Here is a 12,984-nt window from a genome sequence, read left to right as displayed (position 1 = left end):
TGTTCACACTCAGTGAATCCGGCTCTGAATACTGCAGCGCTGCGCTGCGCAACGACACACCTTGCCGCGGAATACCATCATGGCCGAACTCGGACTCTACAACACCCTGACCGTACTCGATGAACAGCCCCACGGCCTGTATCTGGATGACAACGACGGTGGCAAAATTCTGCTGCCACGCAAACAGATTCCCGCCGGTACTAAAATCGGTGACAGCCTCAGGGTGTTCGTTTATCTCGATTCCGACGACCGGCCGATTGCGACCTGCCTGCGTCCGAAAGCCCAGTTGCATCAGGCTGCCTGGCTGGAAGCGGTGGATGTTAACCAAACCGGCGCGTTCCTCGACTGGGGTCTGGCGAAAGATGTGTTCGTCCCTTTCGCCGAACAAACCCATCGCATGGAAGCGGGTAAATCGTACGCCGTGTATCTGTATCTGGATAACACCAACCGCATCGTTGCCAGTGCACGTTTAAACCGCTTTATCAAGGATGAAGTCAAAGCCAACTGGCCTGGCGCACCGATTCCTCTGGCCAATGGCGATAAAGTCAAACTGCTGATCGCCCAACGCACCGATATTGGTTACAAAGCCGTGGTTAATGACACTTACTGGGGCTTACTGCATAACGACGATATCCGTAAAGCTATTCGTATTGGTCAGCGCGTTGAAGGCTACATTAAGCGTCTGCGCGACGATCATAAACTCGACCTGATGCTGGAGCCTGTAGGACACACCAAAGCCGATCCGCTGGCGAAAAAAATTCTGCAGAAAATGGAAGAAAGCCACGGTCGCCTGAATCTGAATGATCACTCCCCGGCAGAATTGATCGAGCTGCAATTTGGCGTCAGCAAGCGCACATTTAAAATGGCCATTGGTAAGCTGTATAAAGAACGAAAAATTGTCATTGAAGAAACTGGCATCCGTCTGGCAACAGAAGCTGACCAGAAGAGTGCAGTCAATAAAGACCTGAAAAAAGAAGCGAAAAAAGAGTCTGGCAAAGACGCCAGAAAACCGGCTAAAGAACCAAAATCATCTGCCCAAAAAGCGCAGAAAGCAGGTAAAAAGAAAGAAGAAAATAATCAGGATCAGACTGATAAAAAGCCGGCCGAGAAAAAGTCCGCGCCAAAAGTGTATCGTAATCCGAAAACAAAATCGGAAAAAACACTGAGTCTGAAAAAGAAATCCTGATCAGGGAGTCATCCTGAGCAATACGGAAGAATAAAAAAACGGCCGCATATAACTCTGTTATCTGCGGCCGTTTTCGTTACAGCATCAGAAGTTATCGACACCGAGCTGTTGCTCAAGGTTATCGGCCATTGCGGCGACACCATACAGAGTCGTGCCAAACTCGTCGGCATCCATCTCATCCAACCACCAGTTGCCCATAGCAACCAGATGACAACCGCCCACTTTATCAATGGCCCATGATGCACACAGCGTGCTGTCATTCTCACGCAGTAATTTCAGTGCCATCGCAGCACCAATCTGCTGATCGGGCATACCGCTTAAATCCAATACTGCTGAAGCAATTTCAACAATATCTTTAGTGCCATCTTCACTCGGGTGATGCAACACAAGTACACGCTGTGTACGGCCTTCACCCATATCAAACATTGCACTGATCATGCGCTCGTTATCAACTTTCAGATTGACACCAAGCTGCTCGGCATGACGACCAATGATTTCATGAAACTTATTCGACATTTTAATCTCCCTTAAAACTCGTCCACGCCAAAACGATTTTCCATACGATCGGCAACGGTTGATACTGCGGATACGGCCATGGCCATTTCTTTCAGATCCATGGTGTCCAATAACAGATCAACGCAGGCAATCAGCAGTTCTTCTTCTTCGTTCATGCGGGTGAAGGCCCAACGATAGTTGGAGGAACGGGCATTCAGTTCCAGCAGTTCGTTAAAAAATGCCTTCTGGTCAATGTCGGATTCCTGAATGGTGCTCAGGCGTACAACAGGCGAAGAAACACAAACCACTTCCTGACCATTACCTGTCTGCTGGCGATTAAAAAAGACCAGTTGTGAACGATCATCGTCCTCAACAAACAGCATTTTCATTGAGGTTTCGGATCTTACTTCAAAATTCCAGCCAATCTCTTCACAGTAAGCAACAACCTTGTTGGTGAACGGGTTTGGGTATGGATTGTTCGCGTTTCCTGCATCATCAACATTCGATGTCATTCACTTCTCCCTTGGGCCTGTTAATACCATTTAAACAAGGCCTGTTAGTGGTTAAAAATTTATCCATCAGGGCTGACAAGCAGCCTGATAGTTAAGCTAACGAGTACGATCACAGACGATGGGATGTTTAACCTGCCCCTTCGGGCTCAGGCCTGCTGTCTCCATCACTGCGTACCGGCATTCGTCCGCCAGTAACCAATCTGCCGGAGCCTATTGGCATGCACCCCCGCAGGGGGTCGGGCATAAATACCCTTCGCTATACCAATCCCCGTGCCTTGCTCTGTCAAAAACAGTCTCGCCGCAAAACCGCTCTGATTGGTATAAACAGACATTAATCTAGGAACATTAAAATCTGCTGAACAAAAGAAGGTTCAACCTTCATAATTTTCGCCATTTCGGTCAGTGCTTCCAGTTCGCGATCATCAATATTCTGATCGGCTCTGGCCACCACCACCAAACGCTGAATAAAGGCGCAACGATTTGAGGCCCCTAAAGACAACAAGGGTTTAGAACTTTCAATAAAACGGGCTTGCGCAAGTTCTACCGGATTTTCTGCTTGCTCAAGTTCCTGAATACCTTCCTGGTAGATTGCTTCACCGGCCTGTGCAATCAGGTTTTCGGCTTCTTCTTCAGCCAGATGACCATCGGCGAAGGCAACCCAGGCACCGCCCCAAAACATCGCCTGATTATGCAATGCCTGTTTTTCTTCATCGCTGACAGGCTCCATATAGGCAAGGACTTTATGGATGCTGTCATCGACATCTGCGAGTTTTTTATTACCTGCGCCCTGACCCGTTAATTGGCGGAATTCGTCTGACTGGCTGTACAAGTCAACCGCCATGACACGAATTGGATTAAACGGATGGCTGGAATAACAGTGTGACGTGTCTTCTGTATTTTTTGACAGTTCTGACAGGTCCTGAATTTGTGATGAATATTCATGCAGATCAAATTCAATAATCGGATGAGCCACACCACAGGACAATTTGAGGAAAGAACTGATGGCCGCTTTAGGGCTTTCGCACACAAATAAACCGGCCCTGTCCGCAGAGATTTCGGCACGACGACTCCAGGACATGAGCTTCATGGCGTCACTGGCATCCAGAGAACCGGCTTCCAGAATTCCGTGGGTCGGCAAGGCATAGTGTTCGAATAAGGCATGGCCCAGTTCATGGCCAACCACAAAGCTGATTTCAGCTTCGTTCATTGAAGTTAACAGGCCGGAGCTGAAGGTCAGAATGATGTCATCGCCGCCGGTGTAGCTGCAGCTGGCATTCGGTTCAGGGCTGTTATAGATGTAGACTTCAATATTTTTATCGCCCAGCTCTAACTTTTCCTGAGCCTTGCGCACGTACTTAAACAGATCCGGTGCCAGTCTGGGACTGACTCTCAGGCTGTGCCCCAACAGACTGCGGCGGTAAGAATCACGGTGGGCTTCTTTAATGCGTTTTTCCGCGAGGACTTTAATTTTTGTATTAGCCAGTAGCTCATTGAAGAAACTAAGGTCTGACTGAAAACGAATAGCATCTTCGACTTTCACTGGTTGCACCCGATAAATTTTAAAGTTGTCTGAAAATCAGCCTGAAAATAAATCTGTTGCAAGGTAAAAAGCAAGGTTTCTGACATCGGTCAACACATCCGATACCACATCGTATACAACCCTGTAATTGACCATGTGATTCTTAAGCAGGCTGAGCACCAAGCGTCGATTCTAGACAGCATGGCCTTTGAAAGCAATTGACAAAGAAATTAAGAACACTCTATTTCGCTCACGCGTTCAAATACAATAAGCGCTGAAAAAATTCGACGCACGGTACTGGAATCGGCTGAGAAATACGTAATTATTCCTACGATATCAACAATCAGCTTTGCGTCTATGAAGGCGGTCTCATTTCTGTCTGCCAGTGCCAATTTTGGCTGTGAATTTTACAAAGCAAGCAACAATAAATATTCCCTCATGTGCATATATAAATACTCAAGAGGCAAACAAGCGGTTTTGCCCGGATAATTACGCAGCCTGTCTTCGACCGCTTAATCCAGCACCTTTTAACATCAGAATGATGACCGTCTCTGAACGATTATTGACGACACCATCCGGCACAGATACGACAGCCATTAAAGAATGGGGGCAATCTGCCTCAATAACGAATGCGCACTCGATCGGCGGCTGAGCGTCAGAATCCAATTTTTTCCGGTGGATAACCCCGTCGTTCTTCTGGCGTCATTCTCTTGAAAGCAGAGCCCTCAAAGGCTGGCTCCGATTGCCGGTTGACCAACCACCATAGCGTGTTAGTCTGAGCGCGCCTGTCACTGGTACCAATGCTGTGAAACGAACCCTGCTTTCTCTGAACCACATTCTGTTGCTGACGATGCTGCTGCTCATCGGTCAGTCGGCGGCGCTATGGCATCAGATTCATTCAGAGCAACACCCCGCCGGTGAGCTGTGCAGCTATTGCCTGCAAGCATCCGATCTCAGCACACCGGCCCTGTCTGGTCTCAGTCCTGCCGCCCTCTATATTCCGGGCCAGCACAGCACCGTCTGCCCACCCGTGGTTGGCACTGCGGTTGCCATTTTACCGGCCTCCCAGGCACGCGCCCCACCCCGTTTTTCCTGAATCCGTTAAACCCAGAATCGTTACCGGTGTGTTAGCGCATACCGGTGATACGTATATTTTTTCAGGAGAACACCATGTCTGTATCCCGTACCGGCATTTTGCCTTGCTGTGCCCTGCTTAGCCTGTCCGCTATTCTGCCCGCGCCACTGTGGGCCGCCGATGCTGCCAATGCGTTTAATCCGGCTATTGGCCTGATTCTGAACGGCACACTCGGCCATTTTTCCCGTGAACCCGATGACTACGCCATCGCCGGTCTGCCCTTAGGCGGAGAAAGCGACCCCGGCAGCCAGGGCTTTGCGCTGGGAGAATCCGAATTAAACATCAGCGCCAATATTGACCCCGACTGGTTCGGAGCCATTACCGTCGCACTGGGCGATGAAACCGAAGTAGAAAACGCCTACGTACAAACCAGCCCGGCAGACGGCCTGACCTTCCGCGGCGGACGCTTTTTCTCCGGCATCGGTTACCTCAATGAGCAGCACGCCCACACCTGGGATTTTGCCGACACCGCGCTGGCCTATCGCGCATTACTCGGCACGCAATATAAAGACGACGGCGTGCAGCTGCGCTGGCTGGCACCAACCGAGCTGTACACCGAAGTCGGCGCGGAATGGTTTAACGGCAGCGCTTATCCGGCCGGTGGCAGCGCCAGCAAAGGCCAGGGTGCCTGGTCGGTGTTTGTCCACAGCGGTGGTGATATCGGTATAAGCAGCAGCTGGCGCGCCGGTCTGTCGTACCTGAATGCCAATGCCGATGCGCGAGAAAGCGGCGACGAAGAGAACCCGGATCTGTTCAGCGGCAGCAGCAAAGTCGCCATTGCCGATTTCGTGTGGAAATGGTCACCGGGCGGCAACGCCTATAACCGCAGCGTTAAAGTGCAGGGCGAGTACCTGCTGAGTAAAAACGACGGTGACTTTACCCCCGCAGGTGGCAGCGAACTGCCCTACTCGGCCACACCCAAAGGCTGGTATCTGCAGACGGTCTATCAGTTTGCCCACGGCTGGCGTGCCGGTGTGCGCCACGACCAGCTCGACGCCGGCCAGAATGATGCAACCTTTGCCGGCAGCGGGCTCGACGCGCAAAACCATACCCCACAACGCAACAGCCTGATGCTGGATTACAGCAACAGCGAGTTCAGCCGTCTGCGTCTGCAGTACAACCGCGATGAGTCGCAGCCACAGATCGATCACCAGTGGCTGCTGCAATACACCATGAGCCTCGGCGCCCACGGCGCGCACCGGTTTTAAGGAGAGCGGGATGAACAAAATATTACACAAAGCACGCACTGTTCTGCTGCCGTTGCTGCTTATTGGTGGCTGTGCCACTGCACAGGCTGCAGCGCTGAATATCTTCGCCTGCGAACCGGAATGGGGCGCACTGGCACAGGAGCTGGGCGGTGATGACGTTGAGGTGTTCACCGCCACCACCGCCTTACAGGACCCGCATCATATTCAGGCGCGGCCGAGTCTGATTGCGAAAATGCGCAAAGCCGACCTGCTGATCTGCACCGGCTCCGAGCTGGAAACCGGCTGGTTGCCCCTGCTGCTGCGCCAGTCCGGCAACAGCAAGGTGCAACCGGGCAAGCCCGGCTATTTTGAAGCCACCCGTTTTGTCGAAACCCTGGATAAACCGCAAATCATCGATCGCTCACAGGGCGATGTGCATCCCGGTGGTAATCCGCATATCCAGACCAGCCCGCACAATATCAGCAAGGTTGCCGCAGCCCTGCTGCCGCTGTTGCAACAGCTGGATGCTGACAACAGCACCGCCTATCAGCAGCGCGCCGATGATTTCAGCCGCCGCTGGCAGGTCGCCATTCAGCGCTGGGAAACAAAAGCAGCACCGTTGCGCGGTGTTGCCATTGTGGTGCACCACCGCAGCTGGAGTTACCTGCAGCAGTGGCTGGGGCTGAAGGAAGTAGCCACGCTGGAGCCAAAACCCGGCGTGCCCGCCAGTGCCGGGCATCTGGCGGAGGTACTGCAACAGCTGGATGCCCAGCCGGCCAGAATGATTATCCGCGCGGCCTATCAGGATGGCCGTGCTGACGAATGGCTGGCGGATAAAACCGGTCTTCCGGCCATTGCCCTGCCCTTTACCGTGGGTGGCAGTGAACAGGCGCAGGATCTGTTCAGCCTCTACGACGACACTGTTTCGCGCCTGCTGAACGGACTCGCACCATGAGCCTGTTCAGCAATCTCGATCTATCCATCATTGCCCCGGCGTTTCTCGCCGGGCTGCTGGTGCTGACAACCCATGTACCACTGGGGCGGCAGGTGCTAAGCCGCGGTATTATTTTCCTTGATCTGGCCATTGCCCAGATCGCCGGACTCGGGGTCATCATTGCCTACAGTCTGGGCTGGGAAGCCGGTGGCTGGCAGGTACAGCTGATCGCCATGGCAGCCGCTCTGGGCGGCGCGCTGTTGCTGTATGCCACCGAGACGCTGTGGGAAGACAACCAGGAAGCCATTATCGGCTGTGTATTTGTACTCGCCGCCAGTGGCGGTTTGTTGGTTTTAAGCAGCAACCCACATGGTGGCGAAGCATTAAAAGACCTGCTTGCCGGACAGATTCTGTGGGTAAGCTACAGCCAGCTGATCCCGGTGGCTATTATTTATGCGGCGGTACTGGCGCTGTGGTTTGGGCTTGGCTTTGGCGGTGGCTTGAGAGGCGGTCGTGGCAAACAACAGAGTCCGCTGTTGTTTTATGCCCTGTTTGCCATCAGTGTCACCACCTCGGTGCAACTGGTTGGTGTCTATCTGGTGTTTGCCAGCCTGATTATGCCGGCACTTGCCGTGCAGAAAGTCCGCCAGCATCCGCTGCTGCGTGCTTACGTTACCGGGGCTTGTGCTTATGCCGCCGGGCTGATGCTGTCAGCGCTGTGGGATCTGCCGTCAGGAGCAACCATCGTTTGCACCATGGCGCTGGTTTGTGGTCTCAGCGCTGCCGTGGCAAATGGTAAACTTAAGGCATCGCAGGATGCCGCCGTTCCGCTATAAACAGCACAACAGCTACACAACAGACCGCCGACCAGCCCGTTCGGCGGTCTGCCCCATTCGTATCACATCCTTAATTCACGCTATCCGGTTGTTTTTATGAATATCAAAGCCTTTGCCGAACAAACCGGGGTTTCTGCCCATACCCTGCGCTATTACGAAAAAATCGGCTTGTTGCAGGTACAGCGCAACCAGAGTGGCCACCGGGTATTCAGCGATAAAGATCTGGAATGGATCACCTTTATTCTGCGTCTTAAAGACACCGGTATGCCGCTGCAGCACATTATTGAATACGCAGAATTCCGCGCACAGGGCGACAGCACAATGGCTGAACGCCAGCGGTTACTGCAACAGCACCGCGATATTCTGCAGGCAAGAATTGCCCGCGAACTGGAGCATCTGCAGGTTCTGGATAACAAAATCGGTTATTACCGTCAGCTGACCGGCAAGGGCTGAAATCCGCTTGACTTAGAGTTAACTCAAAGCCCTAACCTGCCCGCTCATTATTAAACATTCAGGAGCAGGATCATGACGTCATCACGTTTTGAACAGGGGCTGAAAAAACTCAGCGAAATTGATGGTGAAGCCGGGCATAAGGTGATCGACAGCCTGCAGGATATTTGTCCGGATCTGGCGCGCTACACCATCGAATACCCTTTTGCCGATATCTATTCCCGTCCGGGGCTGGACCTTAAATCACGCGAAATAGCCACCGTGGCCGCACTTACAGCACTTGGCAATTGCCAGCCGCAACTCAAGGTGCATTTGCAGGCCGCCCTGAATGTCGGCTGCAGCGCCGATGAAATAAAAGAAGTGATTTTACAGATGTCGGTTTATGCCGGCTTTCCGGCGGCACTGAATGCCATGTTTGCATTTAAAGAGGTACTGCAGGAACGTGGCCTGCTTTAGGGCCGGTTAACACTACTTAAACAGGCCTTAGTTAAAGGCACCGCTTAAGAAAATAAATCGCCGTCAGCGTCCTGCTGACGGCGATTTCAATCATTCAGCCGCGGGCATGTTCCCGCTGCTGTTTTTTCACCTTTTTCAACGCCATCTGCTGTTTAACCGGCGACAGATAATCAATGAATAATTTGCCTTTTAAATGATCCATTTCATGCTGTATTGCGACAGCCAGAAAATCATCGCTCTCGATGGTGATGGCCTTACCATCACGATCCAGCGCCGACACCGTCACCGAGGTAAAACGCTCAACATCGGCATAATAGCCGGGCACTGATAAACAACCTTCCTGGCCGGCTTCTTTATGCTCTCCGCGAATAATTTCCGGATTAATCAGCACCAGCGGCTCATTACGTTCTTCCGAAAGATCAATCACCAGCAAGGCTTCACGACGGCCCACCTGAGTCGCGGCCAGACCAATGCCATCATCGGTGGCGTACAGGGTGTCGAACATATCGTCGATCAGCGTCTGTACGCTGCGGATATCGGTTACCGGGCGGGCAACTTCCCGCAGGCGGGGGTCAGGTGCTTGCAATACGGTTAAAACAGCCATAAAAAATAGGGGTTCCTGTCAGGTTTCAGCGAGCATTAAGGCCAGCCATTGCGCGTATTGTATCCCGTAGATGGCATGATCCACTACCCGGCCATTAAGGTTTTCACTGTTGCGGATAATGCCTTCAAGGGTCATATGCTGGCGTTCGCATACCGCACGGCTCGGCCCATTATCTGCAGCAACCGATATCTGCACTTTATGCAGATTCAGACGGGTAAAAGCATCACTGATAAGATAGCGGACCGCCGTCGTCATAATCCCCCGCCCCTGATATTCCTTGCTCAGCCAGTAGCCGATTTCCGCTTTACCAAGGTTTCGGCAAATGCTGTTGTAGCTGACATTACCCACCACAACGCCCTGGTACAACACCGCGCACGTCATCGCTTTACCATCGGCATAATCATGCAGAGCACCACGGATAAAGCGCAGGAAAAATTCTTCCGAATCGGCGTGGGGCGGCCAGGCAAGCCACTCTGAAAGCAAGCCACTCCGAAAGATAGTCGCGCTCAGCCTCAACAATCGCCAGATAGCGGCCGGCGAACGATGGATGAACCAGAGCCAGGCTGACTGACTCATTAATATCAAGCGTAAACATAACGATTCCCTGTACCTGTATTCTGAACAAATCCTAAAACGACGACCCCGGCTGCTGTAAAAACGCCAGTTCTTCTGCCGTCGATTCGCGCCCCAGCAAGGCATTGCGGTGCGGATAGCGGCCAAAGCGCGTAATAATATCGCGGTGGCGGTGTTCAAAGTTAAGGTTATCTTCCAGCCCCGGACGGGCAAACAGACGCAGCGCTTCATCGTGAATCCGCAGCGATTCGCTGTGCATATAAGGCATATACAGAAACAGGCATTCGCTCACCGCCAGAGCCGCATCAGCGTCTGCTGCCACCGCTTCCTGTGCCAGCACCAGTGCTAACGGATCAGCGGCAAAGGCATGCCCGCTGTCGCGGTAGATATTGCGTGAAAACTGGTCGAGCACAATGATTTCCGCCAGCCGTCCGCGTGCACTGACACGCCAGTGATACAGTTCCCCGGCACAGGCCGCGGCATGCACTGCGCCAAAGCGGCGCTCAATCTCCCGGTCCAGCTGCGGGTCTTTCACCCACCATTGTTTGGGGCTCAGTTCGCTGAACCAGAAGTCCAGTACGGTCTGTTCATCGATATTGTCTGTATTCATGATTCTTCTCCTGAATGTCTGGGCGGCTGGCGGACTCTCACCCGGCTTTCCCCCAACCTCAAAGCAGACACTGAAATCATCCCAACGCGGCGCGAAAGCGCCTCAGATGCTCGTTTTTTGCACGAAAAACACGTATAGTCGCGCCCTTTCGTAAAACCCTTCTTCTATCAGGATTGACCCGTGATCTCCACCGCTAATATCACCATGCAGTTTGGTGCCAAGCCTCTGTTCGAAAACATCTCCGTCAAATTTGGCGACGGTAATCGCTATGGCCTTATTGGCGCTAACGGCTGCGGTAAGTCCACCTTTATGAAGATTCTGGATGGTTCGCTGGAACCAACCGCCGGCAACGTCAGCGTCAGTCCGAACGAGCGTCTGGGCAAGCTGAGCCAGGATCAGTTCGCCTTCGAACAGTACCGCGTTATTGATACCGTGATGATGGGCAACCGGGAACTGTGGGCCGTTAAAGAAGAGCGCGATGCCATCTACGCCAACCTTGAAGCGACCGAAGACGATTATATGCGTGCCGCTGAGCTGGAAGGTGAATTCGCCGAAATGGGCGGCTACACCGCCGATTCCCGCGCGGGCGAACTGCTGCTGGGCGCTGGTATCCCGACCGAACAACACGAAGGCCCGATGAGTGAAGTGGCTCCGGGCTGGAAGCTGCGTGTGTTGCTGGCTCAGGCGCTGTTCTCTAACCCGGACATCCTGCTGCTCGACGAACCAACCAACAACCTGGATATCAACACCATCCGCTGGCTGGAAGGTATCCTCAATGACATGAAGTGCACCATCATCATCATCTCGCACGACCGTCACTTCCTGAATTCCGTTTGTACCCACATGGCCGACATCGACTACGGCGATATCCGCATTTATCCGGGCACCTACGATGACTTTATGATTGCCTCGACCGCCGCGCGCGAGCGTATGCAATCAGAAAACGCCAAGAAGAAAGCGCAGATTGCCGAACTGCAACAGTTCGTATCGCGCTTCTCGGCCAACGCTTCAAAAGCCAAGCAGGCCACCAGCCGTGCCAAGCAGATGGACAAGATCAAACTGGACGACATTAAACCGTCGACCCGTCAGAACCCGTTTATCCGCTTTACCCAGGAAAAGAAACTGCACCGTCTGGCGCTGGAAGTGGAAGGTCTGGCACATGCCTATGACGGCGATGCCCCTCTGTTTAAAAACACCAACCTGATGGTTGAAGCCGGCGAGAAGATTGCGGTTATCGGTGCCAACGGCGCGGGTAAAACCACCTTCCTCAAGTGCCTGGTTAATGATCTGACGCCGACATCCGGCATGATCAAATGGGCAGAAAACGCGAACCTGGGTTACTACGCGCAGGATCACGAGTACGAATTTGCCGAAAACATGGATCTGTTCGCCTGGATGGAACGCTGGAAAACCACCGAGCATGATGATCAGGCCGTTCGTGCGACGCTGGGTCGTCTGCTGTTTAACCAGGACGACATCAAGAAGTCAGTGAAAGTGTGCTCCGGTGGTGAAAAAGGCCGTCTGCTGTTCGGTAAACTGATGATGCACAACCACAACGTGCTGATCATGGATGAACCGACCAACCACATGGATATGGAATCCATCGAGTCGCTGAACGCGGCTCTGGAAATGTTCGAAGGTACGCTGATTTTCGTGTCCCACGACCGTGAATTCGTATCCTCGCTGGCGACCCGCATTATCGAAATCCGCGATCACGAGATCGTCGACTTCCACGGTACTTACGACGAGTACCTGAAGTCTCAGGGCGTTGAATAAGCGCCCGGTTTTACCACGCGATACGCTGCATCAGCTCTGATGCAGCGAGTACAAAAAATTCAGGAAATAACCGCCCGGTAATTTCCTGAATGCTCCCGCCAGACGCAGTTCTTCCCTACAGCCCTCAATAATGTACGACCATCAGCGTAATGCTGTTCACTTAACGTTTTAAATCATTTTGAAACGCCCAATGCCTCCCAGGGGAACTTATCCCCTTGCCGGCGGGCCGACCCCAGCTTCGCGCTGTGCAGGCCTTTTTCCTCCATTCAGACCACCTCAGTCACGGCAACGCGGATAATGGGCCATCCATGGCCCTATCCGCTCGCTCTGCATCCATGCAGAGGCGCGCCGGCTCAGTGCTCTTCATTCCGGCGTCCTGCAGGCGCATTGATTATTCCTCCAAGCGGCTTTTCAGAACGGATATTATTGTTCGATAAAAACAACGTTGCGGCTGGGATGAACCGCGCCTCTGGGCCCGCCGCAGAAACCGCTGATATGTCTGGTCTGTCCGCAGGGATGCGGACAAGCGGCTCCGGCCATGGATGGCCGATGAGGCGCGCGGCCAGTAAATATCAAGGTTTCAAGGATTACGGGCCAGAAAGCGCAAAGCAGGGGCCCGGGGAGAAGTGTAGTGGTCAACTAATTCCGGACACGGTCTTAAGTAATTCTTCGGCTGCAGATGGGCTCAGCCCATTGTTAGCCCTGTGTGGC

The 12,984-nt window shown here is 53.0% G+C and carries 14 protein-coding genes; 8 read left to right on the top strand and 6 right to left on the bottom strand.

The genetic code is table 11. The annotated features are described in order from the left end of the window. The first annotated feature begins 79 nt into the window (after window positions 1–79). Window positions 80–1,186 (top strand): CvfB family protein, encoded by a 1,107-nt coding sequence (locus NYR02_RS02090; RefSeq protein WP_260974742.1) that lies wholly within the window; start codon window positions 80–82, stop codon window positions 1,184–1,186. A gap of 84 nt (window positions 1,187–1,270) precedes the next feature. On the opposite strand, the gene NYR02_RS02085 is transcribed toward NYR02_RS02090, so the two are convergent. From NYR02_RS02085 to NYR02_RS02075, 3 genes are all read right to left on the bottom strand, one after another. Beyond that, the gene (locus tag NYR02_RS02085; protein WP_260974741.1) at window positions 1,271–1,702 is read right to left on the bottom strand and encodes a type III secretion system chaperone family protein; all 432 of its coding nucleotides are present in this window, start codon (window positions 1,700–1,702) and stop codon (window positions 1,271–1,273) included. Between the two features lie 11 nt (window positions 1,703–1,713). Then, window positions 1,714–2,193: a YbjN domain-containing protein gene (locus NYR02_RS02080; RefSeq protein WP_260974740.1), complete on the bottom strand. Its 480-nt coding sequence runs from the start codon at window positions 2,191–2,193 to the stop codon at window positions 1,714–1,716. Between the two features lie 331 nt (window positions 2,194–2,524). Next, on the bottom strand, window positions 2,525–3,733 hold the full coding sequence (locus tag NYR02_RS02075; RefSeq protein WP_260974739.1) for a M48 family metalloprotease: 1,209 nt from the start codon (window positions 3,731–3,733) through the stop codon (window positions 2,525–2,527). Between the two features lie 784 nt (window positions 3,734–4,517). On the opposite strand from NYR02_RS02075, the gene NYR02_RS02070 reads away from it, so the two are divergent. The 6 genes from NYR02_RS02070 (at window position 4,518) to NYR02_RS02045 (ending at window position 8,710) form a co-directional block, all read left to right on the top strand. After that, window positions 4,518–4,808: a hypothetical protein gene (locus NYR02_RS02070; RefSeq protein WP_260974738.1), complete on the top strand. Its 291-nt coding sequence runs from the start codon at window positions 4,518–4,520 to the stop codon at window positions 4,806–4,808. A gap of 74 nt (window positions 4,809–4,882) precedes the next feature. Next, window positions 4,883–6,055, top strand: a complete 1,173-nt coding sequence (locus tag NYR02_RS02065; protein ID WP_260974737.1) for a hypothetical protein — start codon at window positions 4,883–4,885, stop codon at window positions 6,053–6,055. Between the two features lie 10 nt (window positions 6,056–6,065). Next, window positions 6,066–6,989 carry a metal ABC transporter substrate-binding protein gene (locus NYR02_RS02060; RefSeq protein ID WP_260974736.1) on the top strand — a complete coding sequence of 308 codons (924 nt, stop codon included), beginning with the start codon at window positions 6,066–6,068 and terminating at the stop codon, window positions 6,987–6,989. Next, window positions 6,986–7,804, top strand: a complete 819-nt coding sequence (locus tag NYR02_RS02055; RefSeq protein ID WP_260974735.1) for a metal ABC transporter permease — start codon at window positions 6,986–6,988, stop codon at window positions 7,802–7,804. Before NYR02_RS02060 ends, NYR02_RS02055 begins: the two co-directional genes overlap by 4 nt. A 96-nt stretch (window positions 7,805–7,900) precedes the next feature. Further along, window positions 7,901–8,257, top strand: a complete 357-nt coding sequence (locus tag NYR02_RS02050; RefSeq protein WP_260974734.1) for a MerR family transcriptional regulator — start codon at window positions 7,901–7,903, stop codon at window positions 8,255–8,257. 72 nt (window positions 8,258–8,329) lie between these two features. Continuing rightward, entirely contained in the window at window positions 8,330–8,710 is a 381-nt protein-coding gene (locus tag NYR02_RS02045; RefSeq protein WP_260974733.1) for a carboxymuconolactone decarboxylase family protein, read from the top strand. Window positions 8,711–8,804: 94 nt separating this feature from the next. Here the strand turns inward: NYR02_RS02045 and def are convergent, their stop codons facing one another. From def to NYR02_RS02030, 3 genes are all read right to left on the bottom strand, one after another. Further along, on the bottom strand, window positions 8,805–9,314 hold the full coding sequence (def, locus tag NYR02_RS02040) for a peptide deformylase (protein WP_260974732.1): 510 nt from the start codon (window positions 9,312–9,314) through the stop codon (window positions 8,805–8,807). An 18-nt stretch (window positions 9,315–9,332) separates the two neighbouring features. Then, window positions 9,333–9,797: a GNAT family N-acetyltransferase gene (locus NYR02_RS02035; protein WP_476756254.1), complete on the bottom strand. Its 465-nt coding sequence runs from the start codon at window positions 9,795–9,797 to the stop codon at window positions 9,333–9,335. A gap of 145 nt (window positions 9,798–9,942) precedes the next feature. Continuing rightward, window positions 9,943–10,497, bottom strand: a complete 555-nt coding sequence (locus NYR02_RS02030; RefSeq protein ID WP_260974730.1) for a DUF924 family protein — start codon at window positions 10,495–10,497, stop codon at window positions 9,943–9,945. A 180-nt stretch (window positions 10,498–10,677) separates the two neighbouring features. Here NYR02_RS02030 and NYR02_RS02025 point away from each other — a divergent pair, with 180 nt between their 5' ends. Further along, window positions 10,678–12,273 carry an ABC-F family ATPase gene (locus tag NYR02_RS02025; RefSeq protein ID WP_260974729.1) on the top strand — a complete coding sequence of 532 codons (1,596 nt, stop codon included), beginning with the start codon at window positions 10,678–10,680 and terminating at the stop codon, window positions 12,271–12,273. Window positions 12,274–12,984: the final 711 nt, after the last annotated feature.

The organism is Thalassolituus pacificus, assembly GCF_025318105.1.
Taxonomy (GTDB): domain Bacteria; phylum Pseudomonadota; class Gammaproteobacteria; order Pseudomonadales; family Oceanobacteraceae; genus Venatoribacter; species Venatoribacter pacificus.
Note: the sequence above shows the minus strand (reverse complement) of the source record. Positions and strands in the feature narration are given on the sequence as shown.